This is a genomic window from Chryseobacterium artocarpi, assembly GCF_001684975.1.
Lineage (GTDB): Bacteria > Bacteroidota > Bacteroidia > Flavobacteriales > Weeksellaceae > Chryseobacterium > Chryseobacterium artocarpi.
Window position 1 is genome coordinate 226,104 of sequence record NZ_MAYH01000045.1, and the last position, 18,093, is coordinate 244,196.

Annotated in this window: 16 protein-coding genes; 7 read left to right on the forward strand and 9 right to left on the reverse strand. The window is 38.2% G+C overall.

Going from position 1 to position 18,093, the window contains the following annotated elements; translation table 11 throughout:
• The first annotated feature begins 24 nt into the window (after window positions 1–24).
• The 7 genes from BBI01_RS15870 to BBI01_RS15900 all read left to right on the forward strand — a co-directional run bounded on the left by BBI01_RS15870 (window position 25) and on the right by BBI01_RS15900 (window position 8,850).
• A complete protein-coding gene (locus BBI01_RS15870) occupies window positions 25–3,183 on the forward strand; it encodes an efflux RND transporter permease subunit (protein ID WP_065395623.1) in 3,159 nt (1,052 codons plus the stop codon).
• On the forward strand, window positions 3,170–4,585 hold the full coding sequence (locus BBI01_RS15875) for an efflux transporter outer membrane subunit (protein WP_065395624.1): 1,416 nt from the start codon (window positions 3,170–3,172) through the stop codon (window positions 4,583–4,585). Before BBI01_RS15870 ends, BBI01_RS15875 begins: the two co-directional genes overlap by 14 nt.
• 248 nt (window positions 4,586–4,833) lie before the next feature.
• Window positions 4,834–5,409 (forward strand): DUF4840 domain-containing protein, encoded by a 576-nt coding sequence (locus tag BBI01_RS15880; RefSeq protein ID WP_065395625.1) that lies wholly within the window; start codon window positions 4,834–4,836, stop codon window positions 5,407–5,409.
• Between the two features lie 94 nt (window positions 5,410–5,503).
• Window positions 5,504–6,070 carry an RNA polymerase sigma factor gene (locus tag BBI01_RS15885; RefSeq protein WP_065395626.1) on the forward strand — a complete coding sequence of 189 codons (567 nt, stop codon included), beginning with the start codon at window positions 5,504–5,506 and terminating at the stop codon, window positions 6,068–6,070.
• The gene (locus BBI01_RS15890) at window positions 6,063–7,460 is read left to right on the forward strand and encodes a porin family protein (protein ID WP_065395627.1); all 1,398 of its coding nucleotides are present in this window, start codon (window positions 6,063–6,065) and stop codon (window positions 7,458–7,460) included. Before BBI01_RS15885 ends, BBI01_RS15890 begins: the two co-directional genes overlap by 8 nt.
• A gap of 29 nt (window positions 7,461–7,489) precedes the next feature.
• On the forward strand, window positions 7,490–8,455 hold the full coding sequence (locus tag BBI01_RS15895; protein ID WP_065395628.1) for a T9SS type A sorting domain-containing protein: 966 nt from the start codon (window positions 7,490–7,492) through the stop codon (window positions 8,453–8,455).
• Between the two features lie 167 nt (window positions 8,456–8,622).
• Window positions 8,623–8,850, forward strand: coding sequence for a hypothetical protein (locus BBI01_RS15900; RefSeq protein ID WP_065395629.1), 228 nt, complete (start codon window positions 8,623–8,625; stop codon window positions 8,848–8,850).
• 79 nt (window positions 8,851–8,929) lie between these two features.
• On the opposite strand, the gene BBI01_RS15905 is transcribed toward BBI01_RS15900, so the two are convergent.
• From BBI01_RS15905 to BBI01_RS15945, 9 genes are all read right to left on the reverse strand, one after another.
• Window positions 8,930–9,505: a Crp/Fnr family transcriptional regulator gene (locus BBI01_RS15905; RefSeq protein ID WP_065395630.1), complete on the reverse strand. Its 576-nt coding sequence runs from the start codon at window positions 9,503–9,505 to the stop codon at window positions 8,930–8,932.
• A gap of 10 nt (window positions 9,506–9,515) precedes the next feature.
• On the reverse strand, window positions 9,516–10,196 hold the full coding sequence (locus BBI01_RS15910; RefSeq protein ID WP_065395631.1) for a siderophore-interacting protein: 681 nt from the start codon (window positions 10,194–10,196) through the stop codon (window positions 9,516–9,518).
• Between the two features lie 44 nt (window positions 10,197–10,240).
• Window positions 10,241–11,794 (reverse strand): DHA2 family efflux MFS transporter permease subunit, encoded by a 1,554-nt coding sequence (locus BBI01_RS15915; RefSeq protein WP_228394023.1) that lies wholly within the window; start codon window positions 11,792–11,794, stop codon window positions 10,241–10,243.
• A gap of 6 nt (window positions 11,795–11,800) precedes the next feature.
• Window positions 11,801–12,859, reverse strand: coding sequence for an HlyD family secretion protein (locus BBI01_RS15920; protein WP_228394024.1), 1,059 nt, complete (start codon window positions 12,857–12,859; stop codon window positions 11,801–11,803).
• A gap of 8 nt (window positions 12,860–12,867) precedes the next feature.
• A complete protein-coding gene (locus BBI01_RS15925; RefSeq protein ID WP_065395633.1) occupies window positions 12,868–14,214 on the reverse strand; it encodes a TolC family protein in 1,347 nt (448 codons plus the stop codon).
• 72 nt (window positions 14,215–14,286) lie between these two features.
• Window positions 14,287–14,724: a universal stress protein gene (locus BBI01_RS15930; protein WP_065395634.1), complete on the reverse strand. Its 438-nt coding sequence runs from the start codon at window positions 14,722–14,724 to the stop codon at window positions 14,287–14,289.
• An 84-nt stretch (window positions 14,725–14,808) separates the two neighbouring features.
• On the reverse strand, window positions 14,809–15,561 hold the full coding sequence (locus BBI01_RS15935) for a siderophore-interacting protein (RefSeq protein WP_065395635.1): 753 nt from the start codon (window positions 15,559–15,561) through the stop codon (window positions 14,809–14,811).
• A 12-nt stretch (window positions 15,562–15,573) separates the two neighbouring features.
• Window positions 15,574–16,248 (reverse strand): 3,4-dihydroxy-2-butanone-4-phosphate synthase, encoded by a 675-nt coding sequence (ribB, locus tag BBI01_RS15940; protein WP_065395636.1) that lies wholly within the window; start codon window positions 16,246–16,248, stop codon window positions 15,574–15,576.
• Window positions 16,249–16,416: 168 nt separating this feature from the next.
• Window positions 16,417–18,015, reverse strand: coding sequence for a Na+/H+ antiporter (locus BBI01_RS15945; protein WP_065395637.1), 1,599 nt, complete (start codon window positions 18,013–18,015; stop codon window positions 16,417–16,419).
• Between the last annotated feature and the right edge of the window lie 78 nt (window positions 18,016–18,093).

Genomic DNA, 18,093 nt, shown 5'->3' on the forward strand with positions numbered 1-18,093 from the left:
TAATCATTCTTAGAAAATTCGAAAATGTTAAAAAAGATAATAGACCGTCCGGTATTGGCGACGGTAATATCCCTTATCATTGTCATTTTGGGGATCATTGGATTAAACCAGTTGGCAGTGACCAGATTCCCGGATATTTCTCCACCTACTATTACAGTTTCAGGTTCTTATCCTGGGGGAAACAGTGAAACAGTGATCCGTTCTGTGGTAACTCCTTTGGAAGAGCAGATCAACGGGGTGGAAGACATGAGTTACATGAAATCCACGGCAAGTAATGACGGTACATTTACCATCTCAGTTATATTCAAACAGGGAGTGAATGCCGATCAGGCTGCGGTAAACGTTCAGAACAGGGTGCAGCAGGCAACTCCGATCTTACCTCAGGAAGTAGTAAGAATGGGGCTCACAACCTCAAAACAACAGAATAGTATGGTGTTGATTTTCAATATCTATACTGAAGATAATAAGCAATATGATGAAACCTTTCTTCAGAACTATGCCAATATCAACCTTATTCCACAGATCAAAAGGGTAAAAGGAGTAGGGCAGGCACAGATTTTCGGGGTAAAAGATTATTCCATGAGAATATGGCTTAATCCACAGAAAATGTCCTCTTACGGTCTTGAACCTTCAGATGTTTCCAATGCTATAGCTGACCACAGTTTAGAATCTGCTCCGGGTAAGCTGGGAGAGGAATCTGATGCAGCACTGGAATATGTAATCAGATATAAAGGGAAAAAGAATAAGCCAGAACAATACGAAAATATTGTTGTCAAAAATGACGGAACCAATGTGATCAGGCTTAAAGATGTGGCAAGAGTAGAATTTGGGTCTATCAATAACAGTGGAGATAACCTTTCTAATGGTAAAAATGCCGTTACTGTTGCCATTATGCAGACCACAGGTTCCAACGCGAACGAAATTGAAATTGGAGTAAATAAAGCGATTGACCAACTTTCAAAATCATTTCCTCCGGGTATCAAATATACCAAGGTGATGAGTACTAAAGAAAGACTGGATGAAGCAACAGGACAGGTAAAATCTACTTTGATAGAAGCGTTTATCCTTGTATTTATAGTAGTTTTCATCTTTTTACAGGATTTCAGATCTACGATTATTCCTGCGATTGCGGTTCCTGTAGCGATTATCGGTACATTCTTCTTCCTTCTGGTATTAGGATTTACCATCAACGTATTAACGTTATTTGCCCTTGTACTGGCAATCGGTATTGTCGTCGATGATGCGATTGTCGTTGTGGAAGCTGTTCACAGTAATATGGAAGGAACAGACCTTTCAGGAAGAGATGCTACCCATAAAGCAATGAATGAAATCACAGGAGCTGTTATTTCCATTACATTAGTGATGTCTGCAGTATTTATTCCGATTGGATTTATGTCTGGTTCTGCAGGATTATTTTACAAGCAGTTTGCTTACACATTAGCGATTGCGATTATTATTTCCGCAGTAAATGCATTGACATTAACGCCGGCTTTATGTGCGGTATTCTTAAAGAATCACCATGCAGAAGAAGGTGGAAAGTCAAAAGGATTCGGACAAAGATTCGCGGTTGCTTTTAATGCCGGGTTTAATAATATGACAGACCGTTATGCAAAAGGAGTAAGATTTTTGATTGGAAAAAAATGGATCGCAGCAGGCTTGGTAGCCGGAATTATAGGACTTTCAGCATGGTTGATGTCAAGCACAACCAAAAGTTTTGTTCCTATGGAAGATGATGGTTTCTTCATCTATTCTTTGAGTATGCCGCCAGGAACGGGATTGACAAAAACAACAGAAGTTTCCAATAAGATCAATGCCATCTTAAAAACTGTAGATGCGGTTCAGGAGAATACTTCCATTACAGGGTTTAATCTGTTAAGTAACAGTGCAGGACCTGCTTACGCAATGGGCTTTGTAAAATTAAAACCTAAAAAAGAAAGAGGAGCGGTCCAGAACATTGACGAGATCATGAATATTGTTAACGATAAACTATCCGTGATCAAGGAAGGAAGCGTGATGAGTTTCAGAATGCCTCCGGTAGAAGGATATGGTGTAACTAATGATGCAGAGATCGTGCTTCAGGATCGTATGGGTAGAGATCCGCAGGTTCTTAAAGCCAAAGCAGATGATGTGATCGGACAATTGATGCAGGTTCCGGAAGTTGCGTACGCATATACCATGTTCAGAGCAGATTATCCACAGCTTGAACTTGAAGTAAATGAAGATAAAGCGAAACAATTAGGAGTAAGCATTTCTAATTTATTGGGATCAATTCAGACCTATTTCTCAGGAGATCAGTCTCAGAATTTCTCAAGATTTGGGAAGTTCTACAGAGTGAATATCAAAGCTGATGGTGTTTTCAGAATGGATGAGCAGGCTTTCAATGATATTTTCGTAAAGAATAATAAAGGAGAAATGGTTCCAGCCAATACTTTAATCACCTTGAAAAAAGTATACGGTCCGGAATCAGTACAACGATACAATCTTTATAATTCATTGAACATTAACGTGGTTCCGAAACCTGGAATCAGTAACGGAGCCTTGATGGATAAAATAGAGCCAACATTGAATAAACTTCCTTCCGATTATAGTTATGAATGGACAGGTTTAAGTCTGGAAGAAAAATCAGCAGGAAATCAAACCGTGGTAATTCTTGGATTGTGTTTACTCTTTGTATATCTGCTACTTGCAGCCCAATATGAAAGTTACATTCTTCCGTTAGCTGTAATGCTTTCCATCCCGACAGGTATTGTAGGAGCATTCCTGGGAATCAAAGCCATCGGATTGGATAATAATATCTACGTACAGGTAGGATTGATCATGCTTATCGGTTTGTTAGCAAAAAATGCTATCCTTATTGTGGAATTTGCAGTGCAGCGAAGAAAATCAGGGCTTTCCATTCTTGATTCAGCATTGGAGGGAGCAAAAGCAAGATTGCGTCCGATTATCATGACCTCACTTGCCTTTATTGTGGGAATGATTCCATTGATGATCTCTACAGGAGGAATGGCTTCAGGAAACAAATCTATCAGTGTAAGTGCTGCCATAGGAATGTTGAGTGGAGTAGTGTTGGGAGTATTTGTAATCCCTGTACTTTATATGTTCTTCCAATATCTGGATGAGAAATTTTCATCCAAAAAGAAGTATCCTGTAATCCAAAATCAATTGACAAATGAGAATATTTAATATAAAGAACTTCCTTATTTCAGGCGCATTGGCATCAGTATTGGTGTCATGCGCCGTGGGAAAACCCTATGCAAGAACAGATCTTCAGGTGCCGGAAACCTATAAAGAATCCGTACAGGTAACAGGAGATACAGTGGTTCTTCCATGGAAAACCTTCTTCAAAGATCCTAAATTGGTAGGGTTAATAGATAAAGCTTTAACCAGAAACAATGAGGTAAATGTTGCTTTAAAAAATATAGAACAACTGGATCTGATCTACAAACAGGCTAAGCTGTCTCTCCTTCCAACGCTGGATTTCAGTGCAGGAGCCAACAGAAGCTGGGCTTCCACAAATACGCTTAACGGATCACTAAATGAGCAGTTCGCTGGAACAACTCATATGGATGATTTCAGTGCCAGTGTGAGACTTTCGTGGGAAGTAGATATTTGGGGGAAAACGAAAATGCAGAAAGAATCCGCTGCGGCAGAATACTTTGCTCAAAAGGAAAACCTGAATGCCATAAAAAGCAGAATCATCGTTCAGGTAGCACAGGCTTATTACAACCTGATCGGTCTGGACGAGCAGATGAAAATAGCAGAACAAAATATTGAGCTTAGCAATAATACACTTAAAATGATGGATCTTCAGTTTAAAGCCGGACAGATCAATTCATTGGCGGTACAACAGTCTGAAGCACAAAAGAAAACAGCTGAACTCTTGATTCCTCTGGCAAAACAGAATATTTCCATTCAGGAAAACGCCTTGAGTATTCTTTGTGGTGAGTATCCTGCTAAAATTGAAAGACAGGGCAGTCTGAAAATGATGATTCCTGAAAATAAACTTTCAGAAGGATTACCGGCACAATTGCTAAGCAGAAGACCAGATCTGAAAATGGCAGAATTTAATGTCATCAGCCTGAATTCAAAAACAGGATTGGCAAAAGCAGCCATGTATCCAAGCATCAGTTTAAGCCCACAAATTGGGGTGAATTCAAATAAATTCAGCTCATGGTTTGATATTCCGGGCTCTATTACAAAAGCTGTTGCGGCTAACTTAGCGGCACCTATTTTTCAAAAGAAACAGCTGAAAACAGCATATGAAACCGCTTTGATAGAACAGGAGAAAGCCGCTATCAACTTTAAGCAATCGGTAATGACGGCTGTAGGAGAAGTTTCTGACGCTATGGCAAAATCTCAGGGATCATCCGAAAGATTACAGCTTCTGGAACAGAGAACAAGCATTCTAGACAAAGGGATCAATGATGCATTGAAATTGTATAAAAGCGGAATGGCAACCTATCTGGAAGTCATTACAGCACAAAACAATAAGCTTCAGAACGATCTGGAAGCCATCAATGTTACCCTTGAAAGATTAAATGCTGAGGTTGATCTGTACAGAGCACTCGGCGGCGGAACAGAATAAAATTTTAACGATTAATACAGAAGAGGAAGTTACACTATGTAGCTTCCTTTTTTTAATGTGAAATAAGGAAGGAATATTAATTTCTGTTAGAAAAGTATTTATTTTAATTGAATTTTTAATTCATTAAATCAATTAGTTATGAAAAATGTTGTCTTTTTTAAAAAATATCATGCAAGATTTCCGGAAAAGACGATTTATATCAATGAGTACTCGAAATAATTAATGTTTAATGAAAAAAATAATGTGCAATGAAAAAATTTACAGTAACTCAACTTTTGACAGCCATTTTAATTGTATTGACAGGTTTCTCTTTGTATTCATGTAGCAGCGATGGTCCGGATATTCCACCTGTAAAACTGGAAGACGTTAACGGAAACTATAAAGGAAGACTGATTACCATACAAGGAAATGTGAAAACAGAAAAAATTAAAGATTTTAAAGTCAAAAAAGATACGATAACGTTTGCAGAGTTTCCCATACAGGAAATTGTAAGAACAGTGATAAAAGATCCGGCAAAGGCTGATGAAGCAGTCAAAACAATAGGAAAAGTGAAGTATAATATTAAATACACCTCATCAATAAATACAGCTAGTAATGTGGTAGAATTATCCCTTGCTCCCAAAGCTCTGGAAATAAGAATTCCGGTAGACGGAGTTTTAAAGAAGACAGAAGTAGCATTGGTAAGTAAACAGAAAGGGTTTTATGTGGGGATGGATGAATCATTGAGATTTGCATTGGTAGCAGAGAAGATTACGGTGGATGGTACGGTACTCGGTTCCTATGAAGCTATTAATTATAATTTTCCGTTCTGTGTAAAGAATTAATGAATAGATATTATGATAATGGATTGCATTTGTAAGATGCAATCTATTTTTGCCTTCAAATTTTAATTAATAGTCGAGGATACTGTAGCAGTACATGGAAGAAAGTAAAGAACAGATTTTGGTAAAACGCCTTCTACAGAAGGAAGAATCTGCCTGGAAAGAGCTTTTTGGAGCTTATTCCGGTAATCTGACCTATGTCTGTTCCAGATATGTATCCGAAAGAGAAGACGTTCATGATGTGCTTCAGAATAGTTTTATTAAAATGTTTCGTTCCATAGAGTCATTTGAATATAGAGGAGACGGCTCTTTGAAAGCATGGGTGACAAGAATTACCGTCAATGAAGCCCTGAAGCATATAAAACAGAAAAATGATTTCAGATCTACGGTTGAGGTGGAAGAGCTTCCGGATATTTTGGATGAAGAAGAACCTGATTTTGAAGAAGTTCCTAAAACAGATATCATGGAAATGATAAGATCACTTCCGGAGGGTTACAGAACCGTATTCAATCTATATGTATTTGAAAAGAAAAGCCATAAAGAAATCGCTGAATTATTGGGTATTGCAGAGAACTCTTCTGCATCACAGTTCCACCGGGCAAAGGGACTGCTTATTCAGAAAGTAAAAGAGTTTAAAATGTCAAAAAAAGCACAGTATGAGTAATGAATGGCTGAATAACCTGCGAAACAGAATGGACGACCATGAAGAGGAAGTCCCGGACGGGTTATGGAATGACATCAGGGATGAGCTGTTCTCAGAAAAAGACGAGAATGCCATCATCACCGGAAGCATTCCGACGGTAGGTAATGAAGAGGAGCAAAGTAATGAAACAATAGCCCCAAAATCAGGAAACAGATCTTTGTTTTATCGTATCGGAGGGGTAGCCGCAGCAGCTGTTTTAGTATTTACGATAATAAAGCTTTTGCCTGAAGATGATAATAAAATCTTTTCGAAAAAGAGCTCAGCTTTAAATAAGGAATTGAATAGCAATGAGCGTTTAAAAGATATTGAGAATCAAAATAATATAAATGTTGAAGGGAATTCTAATACAACCATTTTCTTAGCTCAACATCAATTAAATACTGTAAAATCAGAAAAAAATATAAAGGAAATAAAGTTTGAAAATGTAGAAAGAACAAAATCAGGAAGTGATGAAATTTTCCAAATGATCACAAAAGTTCCTGATGTTATAGAACCTGAAGTTCATAACGATAAAACTCCATCAGAAAATGCTTTGGCTAGTGAATCTCAGGAAAAAAAGATCAATGACAGGGAGGTAGAAGAGGATATTTTTAAAAAGGAGGAGTCTAAAAAGTTTGCAGACAATACAAAACATAAAACATCTGAGACAAAAAGAAAATGGATGCTGGGTATGCTTACCGGAAATGCGTCATCCAATGCTGCAGAACAACAGTTCCCAGGCTATGCTTCCATTAATGGAAAGCCTATGGATGTGGAAGAAGTGTGGAGTGCTTCTGAATTTGTAGAGGATCCTTTGACACAGATATTACTGGCAAATCAAAGCCAGCCTGTAGAGGCAAGAATCAGGCATAGACTTCCGGTAACGTTTGGACTGTCATTGTATTATAACCTTGGTAAAAGATGGGGAATAGGAACCGGATTGAATTATACAAAACTGGTATCTGAACTGCATTCAGGAAGTGATGAAAACTATATTAAAGGGGATCAGACCATCCATTATGTAGGAATTCCGGTGCAGGTCAATTATAATGTGATTCAAAAAGGGAAATTTACAGGATATGTGACAGGAGGAGCGCTGATAGAAAAACCTGTGTCAGGGAGTATCACAACAACGTATGTAGTGAATGATGAGGTAAAAGAATCTTCAAAAGAAAGCCTGAATAAAAAACCGGTGCAATTTTCTGTGAATACTGCAGTAGGAGTTCAGCTGAAAGTTATTGACCGATTGGGAATCTATGCAGAACCCGGGATAGGCTATCATTTCAAAGATGAAAAAGCTCCCAATACTTTTTATAAAGAAAAGCCATTGCATTTCAATGTGAAATTCGGGATCAGACTATTGATCGATTGAGTATAGAAATCAACCTTAAATGTCTACATATGAAAACAAAACTAATTTTTTTAACATTTTTATTGTTCGGTATTCTGAGCATAAAAGCACAGTGTAATCCTACCATTACCAGCCCAAGGCTCGGACTGAGAACACCGAATACCATCTTATTCTGTAGTGATGAGAATGAAATCCTTTCTACTCAGGCATTCGGAAGCTACCAGTGGTATAAGCAGGAATGGACGTGGCAGACTCCTAATAATAATCCCTGGGTTGCTATTCCCGGAGCTACTTCACAACAATTAACTCTAAATGGATATGACGACCAGCTTTTCTATTATAAAGTAGAGGTCACTCAAGGAGATTGCACAGCGGAAAGCCAAGCTATTTTTGCTGATGGATATATGTATGGGCTTCCGGCGATGATGTCTACTTATACACCGGGAACTTATCAGGAAGTGGATATGGGCGTGGTAAATGTATGTAAAGGAGCTTCTGTGAAATTTGATAACGTTTTTCCTGTGGTTTACGAAAATCACACCTGGTTTAAGTGTGTTCCTACCACAAACGCTCCATTTTCAGGAGATCCTTGTGTTGTAACCGGAGTGACCGGAGATACTTTAATTGCTACCGAATCTGGTAAATACGGGTTTTATGCATGTACAGAATATTGTCCGAGTCAGTGTGAACTTTTAGATCCTTTTTCATTCGTTCAGCTGAATTTTGGAGAGTGGGATTTCTGTGGCGAATTGGGAACCGGAGAAACTAAGCTTAAAGACAATAATCTTAAAGTATATCCAAATCCTACAGCACAATTACTTTACATCGGTAAAGAAACCGACAAAGCATATACTAAAGTTACGATCTTTGATATGTCCGGGAAACTTGTCATGCAGAAAAATGATCATAAATACAATCAGCCTATTGATGTAAGTGGTCTTACAGCGGGTAATTATATCATTGTTTCTGTAGCTGTTAACGGTACAGAATACAAGAATAGATTCATAAAGAAATAAGGATTTTAATTAATCTTTTCGTTAGTTTTTAATAATGGTTAGGTCGGTGCAAAGCAATTTGTACCGGCTTTTTTAATTGTATCAATCAAAGTGTGACAGGTGAAGAACCTTTAAAGCTTAGACGAAGGTATTATATTTGTAATTGATAACCTTTTTAATATTAAACTATGCTCAGCTCCGCCAATATTATTTCAGACGAATTTGTCTTTTTCCTCACTCTTTTGTGTTTCTTTGTTCCTGCGGTACTATACACAGTTTCTGTTTTGATCTATCATATCATTAAAAAAGAATTGAAAAGTTTTTTATATTACTTCTTATCCTTTATTATTTCAGGAGTTGTAGGGCTAGCTGTTATTGCATTCTTTGGTTATACTCTTTTGGTAGGAGAAGTTTAAAATCATCATCTTTTTATAATCAAAAAACCAGACCCAATAATGATGAGTCTGGTAAAAAAATAAAGATGTTAGTTGGCTATTATTTATAAAGTCTTCCTTTGAGTCTGCTTAAAGATTCTTGTGAAATTCCGAGATAATTGGCGACCATTCTGTTCGATAATCTTTGAACCACTGCCGGATTCTGTTCAAGGAGTTGCTTATATCTTTCCGTTGCATCCATAGTCAGAAAACTCATCAGATGACGGGTATTGTTCACATAAGCATTTTCCAGATAATAAATATAAAATTTCTCCCAACCCGGAACCCTGCCCAGAAGGCTCTGGAAATCCTTGAAATAAATATAAAGTAGCTCCGAACTTTCCAATGCCTGAATATATTCTTCAGAACCTTCACCGGTGATCAACCCCACAAGATTGCTGGCAAAATTATTTTCAAAAGCAATATATCGGGTTGCCTCACTTCCGTCAGCCTGAAGAAAATAGATCCTAAGGCAGCCTTTTACCACAAAATAGATCTTAGAAGAATTTTCCTTCTCATTCAGTAGAATTTCCTCCTTTTTGATCTGAAAATACCTGAAATATGATAAAACGATTTCCATCCCTTCATCATCAATGGAAGTAATTTGAGAAATTTTCTCAGCCAATAATGAATACATACTTAAAATATTAATGAAAATTGGAAATCTTAATTTGGCTATTTGTAGCTCCCCATTCCTTTTTAAAGTGATTAGAAAACAGAGTATTAACCTCTTGTTCGCAATAAAGCAGAATAATGAAATTTTCATTTTCCCTGACAAAATCTTTTTTAAAGAGATGAAGTACCCGCTCAGGGCTGAAAGGATAAATAATATGATAGTTGAGCGGATAACTTCCATCAGTATCCGGGAAAAATTCCCCCGTTTGCTTGCTATATATAAAACTATTGACTGTACTTGTAAAAGGAAGACTTCTGTTAAACTGATGGAAAAAAGCCTGTGCGTCAGCATTACCGATGAGGTAATATTGATCAGCGTTCAACCCTTGTATAATAATCTCTTCAGGATCAAGATATTGAATAGCTTTTCCCGAAGAAAGTTTTTCAAGCCATATTTCATTTTCTTTCTGTGCATGAATGATAACCTCTACCGTATTGCGTACTATATCATAGTTCCACAGCGTAGACCTGATGATCACAGAATCTGCTTCCTCTTCACCTCCGGACAATAATGGAATGATATACCCCGGGTTTCTGTCCATATCCAGTTCTATATAAAAAGGAACCTTTAATTTTATATGCCATGAAGTAGGGGTGATTTTTTTTGAAGAAATGATTTCACCGCTGTTGATATTATCTAATTTTGAATTCATTTTGTGACTGTTTTGGAGTGAGATAATTGTATTAAGACAAAACGTTAATGGGCATCTGCCGGGATTTCTGTTTTTTTCTTCTTAAAGCCTTGCAGCAATACGAACGGGATACAGCATAACATCGCAATTCCAAGAAGTTGATAAGCATCCGTGAATCCCATCAGCATAGCTTGTTTGTTAATTACCTTATCTATAGCATGTAAAGCCATTTCAGAAGCATCGGAATGAGAAAACCCCTTTGCCATGAAACCGGAAATATAATCCTGCGTTCTTTCCCAGTAAGCAGATCCATATTCATTAATGTTTTCCAACAGATAATTTCTATGCTGCCCCTTGCCAATATGAACCGTTGTCGCTAATCCTGCAATTCCAAAAGAACCTCCCAGCTGGCGCATCATATTGTATAATCCGGCTCCCTGCCCAATTTCAGGACCTTTAAGATCTTTAATAGCAAGTGTAATCAACGGAACAAACAGCAATCCGATCCCAATTCCTCTAAAATAAAGTGGGAAGTAGAAATCTGTATTTCCGGAAGATAGAGTAGCTTTACTCATAATCATCGGGAAAATAAAGAAGCAAAGGAAACCTGCAATAACAAAAAGCTGCGGCGGAACTCCTTTCTTCAGTAATTTACCAACCGTAGGCATCAGAGCAATAGTAAAAATCTGTCCGGGTAAAAGTAAAAAACCAGTCTGTTGTGCCGAAAACCCTAATAAGCTCTGGCAAAACTGCGGAAATATAAAAACCGATCCATACAATCCGATTCCAAACAGGAATGATGTGACCATACCCGCAGAAAAGCTTCGGTACCGGAATAGCTTAAGGTTCACAACAGGGTGTTCCGTAGTGGTTTCCCGCCAGATAAACAATAAGATACCAATTACCGAGGATACACTAAGAACTGTAATATAATTAGTTGCAAACCAGTCTTTTTCCTCTCCTTTTTCAAGAACAGTCTGCAAACTTCCCACAGCAATCGTTAAGAGCAGAATTCCCCACCAGTCAACAGGTTTACCCGTACTTTCCTTAGGAGTAGCCCTCACATACTGATACGTAAGAATAGCTGCTAAAATTCCTAAAGGAAGATTGATATAGAATACCCACGGCCATGAAAAATGATCTGTAAGGTAACCGCCCAAAGCAGGCGCAACCGTAGGTCCTACTACAGCTCCAAAACCAAAAATAGCAGTCGCTGTTCCTCGTTCTTCAGGAGCCCAAGTTTCAAGTAAAATAGCCTGTGCTGTAGAAATTAAGCCTCCACCGGCTAATCCCTGTAAAATTCTGAATACCACAAGTTCTGTCAATGTATGAGAATTCCCACAAAGCATAGACGCAATGGTAAATACAATAATGGAAAATAAAAAGTAATTTTTCCTTCCAAACCGACTTCCCAACCATCCTGACATGGGTAAAATAATAACATTGGCAACCGCATAACCGGTAGAAACCCAGGCAACATCTTCCAATATGGCGCCCATATTTCCCTGAATATGAGGGATCGCAACGTTCACAATGGTGGTATCCAAAAATTCAAGCATGCATGACAATACCATCGTAAACGTGATCACCCATTTTCTAAATCCTTTCTCAGCCATCATGTTGAGTTATTTAGTTAATACGCTTACCTCCACATTCATTCCCGGACGAATCTTTTTAAGCAATTCTGGAGTCGCTTTGATTTTAATTTTCACAGGGATACGCTGTACAACCTTCACGAAATTTCCGGTAGCATTGTCCGGTGGCAATAAAGACATTTTTGCCCCTGTAGTTCCGGCAAAATTGTGTACAACCCCTTGAATCGGCTCATTAGGATAAGCATCAACAATCACTTCTGCTTTTTGCCCCGCACGGATGTTCTGCATCTGAGTTTCCTTAAAATTAGCCGTTACATACAGGTTATTTTCATCCACAACTGCAAATAATGTTTGCCCAGCCTGAAGTAATTGTCCCATCTGAACACGACGCTTCGTAACAATTCCTGAAACCGGTGCTTTTATCGTGGTGTAAGACAGAAGTAGCTTGGCATAATCTACATCTACCTGTTGTTGTCCTGTTGCCGTATTCGTCACATTCAGTTCGGAACGGCTGTTACCGATCTGGGCAATAGCAGTTTTATATTGTTCCTCTGCGGATTGTAATGCTGCCTGGGCGATTTGACGATCTGCTTTAGCCTTATCAAAAGTTTGCTGTGGAATAGAGCCATTCTTAATCAATGCTGTATAGCGCTCATAATCCTGATCAGCTTGCCATAATTTTGCTTTTGCTTCATCTATTTTTGCTTTAAAGCCTAATGAAGCCGTATGGGTAGTAGAAACTTGTGTTTCGGAAACCCCGATTTTAGAACCTGCCGTTTTCTGTGCCGCCATTGCCTGTGCCAGTTTTATACGGTATTCGTTGTCTTCTAATTTGACAAGAACCTGTCCTTTCATCACCCTTTGGTTATCTTCAAATCCGATAGAATCGATATAACCGCCTACACGGGTTACCACAGCACTCAGATCTCCGTCTATCTGTGCATCATCGGTATCTTCATGGTTTTGATGATAATAATATTGTTTGATTCCGAAAATACTTCCTGCGACAATGACAACCAGCAGGATGACGGGAACGATGTATTTTTTCTGTTTTTGTGGAGTAGTTTCCATAGTATTGTTAGTGTTCATAATTGATATTATTGAGTAATCGTTGAAATTTTTCCTGAAACTTTCAGGAGGTTATACCATGCAACAGAAGCATCTGCGCGAGCAATTTCTAGGTCCGTAAGTGCCTGATAAAGTTTAGCATCTGCATCAATACGGTCTGTGACTGTGGTGACATTATTTTTGTAGCGGTCTGCCTGCATACGGTCATTTTCCGTTGCTTCTTCTATGGAAGAGTGGAGAAGATTTACTTTATTCAAAGCCCTTACATACAGTTGATAAGCCTGGTTTACTTCTGTACGGATTCTGTCTGCCCAGATATTCTTCTCTATTGATGTTTGCTTTTTATTGATTTGAATTTCAGAGAGTTTGTTTTTATTCATCCACAAGGTGGAAAAATCCCAGGAAACCGTTGCTCCCAAAGAAAACGGAGCGATAAAAGTTCCGTTGGAAGGAATAAATGTAGAACCGGCATGATTGTATCCCATCCCAGCACCTATGGATAATTTAGGTAACTCATCGGATTTCAGAGATTTAAAAGAAAAATCATGAATCTGAGACTGTAATGCGTTCTGTTCCAATTCCTTTCTTTTGGAAAATGCCATTTCAAGATATTGTTCTAGTGAAAAAGGCGTTTCTTCTTTTAAAAGGACCGAATCTGTCTGGAGGTCAAGGTTGTCCGGAAGTCCCAGAAGGACTGTCATGTTATAGCATACGATTTTGCGATTGGCTTCAAGGTCTGAAGCGGTGATTTCTATTCCCGATCTTTGAAGTTTAAAACGCAGGACATCATTTTTAGTCACGATACCATAGCGGTAAAACTGCTCGGATTGTTGGATAAGGTTATCAACTGCAGTCAGGTTTTGCTGTACAATTTTTTGGCTTTGAGAGATTTTGTACAGATCAAAATACATCTGAACGGCAGTATAGATCACCTCATCCTCGGTAAGAGTTACATTTGTTTTCGCAATTTCAGAAAGGAGTAGGGTGGACTGTCTTGCATACTTCAGCTTAAAACCATTGAAAACAGTTTCATTAAGTGAAGCATTTCCTACATAGGATTCGGCTCTTTTAGGAAGTATCCAATCAAGAGATCCCAGCTTGATATGGTTCGCAATATTTTCTGTGTGAGAAAATGTTCCGCTGACGCTTCCCGTAGGAAGTGACTGATCTTTGACCTGGTTATATTTATTGATGGCAAGTTCTACAGCAGATCGTTTCATTTTCAGAGTGTTGCTGTTGGAAAGAGCCATTTCCACGGTTTGATGTAAGGTAAGCAAACGGGTTTGAGCATATACTCCGGAAATCCCGATACCTGTACCTATACATATCAGGAGTGATTTCCAGAGAAGTTGTAATGGATGAATAAATGTTTTCATTGTTGTAAGGCATAGCTCCGCCAGGCAGGCGATTGGCTTGCTTTATTTAGGGTTAGTTATTATGAGTGAGATTTAGTGTGTTTCGTGGTTATAAGGGATAACCAATACGGGAATGGTAGAGTGACGAATGATATATTCCGCAATGCTGCCACTTATTAAATGATCAATTCCTGTTCTTCCGTGAGTGCCTGCAATCAACAGATCTGCGTTGCTGTGAGTCATGAATTGAATAATCTGTTCCTGAGGATCTCCGTTCAGTATTGTTGTTGAATGTTCTACAAGATGATATTTTTGGGTAACCTGTCTGATGTTACTCATTTGTCTTTCCATGGTGTCATCATTTTCTATGGAAGTATTGGCTAATGAGGCATTGATAATGGCGGTATTGTTCCTTACGAGCAGTAATTCTACAGTAGCGTTGAAAAAAACGGCAAGTTCAAAGCCCCGGGAAGCTATTCTTGGAGAAAAATCGCTTTCATCCAGGGCAATGACAATAGATTGAATGTTCATAGTTTATATTTAAATGATGTTGCAAAATTCCGTTACCTGAAGGATAAAAACTTTGACTTGGGTTAAAAAACGACCTTCAGAAGATTATTTTTTATGAAGCCCAGCCTGATCTTCAGATTCACCGGCTTTCCAATAAGAAACGGCATGTAGAGATCTTGCATCAAGAGATTCATCTGCTTTGAAATATTCCCGAAGTTCTTTCACTGTAGTATATTCTGCTGCTACATACACGTACTTTTTCTGTGCTTTTTCCGGGAATTCAAATCTTTTAGCTATTTCTGCAATCCGGCTTCCTTTTTCCGGAGTAGGATTATGAATCCATTCAATATCCACGTTGGCAGCTGAGCAGGAGAGGATTTCGTCTTCCTTTCCGAAGATCTCCATGATCACTTTAGCTTCCACACCTGGGGGAAGTTGTTCTACAATAGCACTGATAACGGGAAGCGCCGTAGCATCACCCACCAAAAGATAAGAATCTGCTTCAGGAACCAAAGGTCTTGTGCTTTCTTTCATTCCTATACCCAGAAAATCTCCTTCCTGTACCTTTAATGCCCAGGCTGATGCAGGACCATTGTCTCCGTGAGCTACAAAGTCAATGCTCAGTTCCCTTTTTTCAAGGTCAATTTTACGGTTGGTATACGTCCTTACGATACCTAAAGAATCAGGTTCTCCGTTAGGAATAAAAATTTTGTTATTTGAACCAGATTTTACATGAGTGAGCATTTCTGCCTGATTATCATTTATATCGAAAATAACCCTGATGAAATGCGGCGTAAGATATTCCTTATGTTTCACATGAAACACTGAGCGTATTTTTTTTGTTTCGGTTGAGTTCATACTAATCAATTTTTATTGGAAAAGCTCAAATTTTACTTTGTTATTTGTTGTATGATGAAGTCTGTATTGAATGATATCCTCTATAGACAGAATCATAAGATCATTTTTGAGAGCAAATACCACAATCTGCGGAAATCTGGACATTGTTCCGTCGTCGTTCATAAGCTCGCAGAGGACGGACATGGGTTTTAACCCTGCAAGACGCATCAGATCTATACTTCCTTCGGTATGCCCGTTTCTGCCCAATACACCGTTTTCATGTGCTCTTAAAGGGAAAATATGTCCCGGACGAACCAGATCTTCGGGTTTAGCATTTACATTACAGGCTGCTTTGATCGCCGCAATTCTGTCTATGGCAGACAACCCTGTAGTAGCACCTTCTCTTGCGTCTATGGAAACCGTAAAAGGAGTCTGATAAGGACTCGAATTATCTGTTACCATATATGGGAGTTCCAGTTCATCAGCTTTTTCATGGGTAAGACAAAGACAAACAACTCCGCTGCAATACCGTATCATCTGGATCATATCGTCTACATTCATGTTTTCTGCGGAGAAAATAAGGTCACCTTCATTTTCACGGTCTTCGTTGTCTATTAATAAAACACCTTTCCCGGATTGTAATTCCTGAATTGCGTTTTCTACTCGTTCTTTGGAATTTTCGCCAAATATTTTCAACATATTTTCCATAAGTAAATATTTAAATTATATGTGTTAAATGATTAAGTGTGTTTGTTTTAATAATGTAAAGGAAGATTTATAAGATATCGTTCCTTACGGAGGATTAATTTGATGCTGCAAAGTTGGGCATGTCGAAAATGAAAAACTTTGACTTAGGTTAAAAAAGTAAAAAAATATCTACTTTTTATATTCCAGGGTTTCCATTTCATGATGTACTGTGGTTGCCCAAAAGTCTAATTCCCACTCTTTTTTGCGGATTACTTCAAGTGAATATTCACCTTTGTAATAATTTTTAATAAGTTCCTTTCTTTGAAATTCTATCAGCTGAAGCTCAATATTGAAATAGGTTTTTCGCCATTCTATACGGTCGGTAGATTGAGATATTTCATTTTTGGAAAGCTCAGTTTCCTCTTTTTTCAGTTTTTCAATCATTCCGGTTACAATTTCATCTGTCATTGTTGTACTTCCATTCATGCTTTTTAGGTATAAAAGGGATTGATCAATCAGAAGAATGTTCAGCTCTTTTTCGTTCTTTTCCTCTTCTTCAGCAGGTTTTACAAGTTTTATAAGATTAGGCAAAGTCAAACCCTGAATCAACAAAGTAAAAATGATAACCACAAAGGTGATAAAGAGGATGGTACTTCTTTGCCCAATTAAAATACCATTGTCATCATATAGTGGCATTGCCAGTGCGGCAGCCAGTGATACAACACCCCGCATTCCTGACCAGGATAAAATGATATATTCTTTCTTTGCCTGCGATAGAAATCCAGCGTCCTTTTTTACCTGATTCACAGAGAATAATGGGAAAGTGCAGATGACAAACAGACGGATAATGATTAAAACCCCAAAAATAAGCAAGCCATAAAAAATGAGAATCGGAATATCTGAATGCGGAATATCTGCAATGATCTGAGGAAGCTGCATTCCCAGAATAAGAAATACCAATCCGTTCAACACAAAGACAATAACATCCCAAAAATGACTCATCTGTATTCTGCTGCTGGAGCTGAAAAGAGAAAATGAATTCCATGAAAGAAACATTCCCAAAACAACAACCGCCAAAACACCTGAACATTCAAGATGCTCTGCCATACTATACGTAGCAAAAGGTAAGAGGATAATCACGAAAGTTTCTGCGTTACTGTTTCCATTAAGAAATCTGTGAAGTTTAAGGAAAACGTATCCGATGGCAAGGCCAACGATTATTCCTCCTAAACTGATTGTCACAAACTGAAATCCCGCTTCACGAAAAGAAAAAACACCACTTACAATAGCAATCAGGGCACATTTATAAGCAATCAGAGCAGAAGCATCATTCAGCAGACTTTCTCCTTCAAGAATGGTAACCAATTTTTTAGGCAATGGAAGTCCTTTGGTAATACTTGTGGCTGCCACAGCGTCCGGAGGTGAAATAATAGCACCTAGAATAAATGCCAATGACCATGAAAACCCGGGAATGATCGTATGAGCGATCAATGCAATGATTGTAGTTGTAAGAAAAATAAGCCCTACTGCAAGAAGAGATATTTTAGAGAATTCTTTTTTAAACTCAGGAATTGAAGTATTCCATGCTGCATCGAACAAAATTGGCGGTAAAACAACATAGAAAATCATTTCCGGGCTCATATCTATTGATGGAACCAATCTTGTAAGACTTAAAATAAGCCCCGCCAAAAGAAGTAAAAGAGGAAGCGCCAATTTCAGCTTTTCTTTTACCGAAATAATGACGATCAGAATAATAGAAATCCATATAATTTTTTCAAGTTCTGCCATGTTTTTTTATTATGGCGCAAAATTATAGAGCAAGGAAAAGCAAAACTTTGACTTAGATCAAAAACGGTAATAATGAAA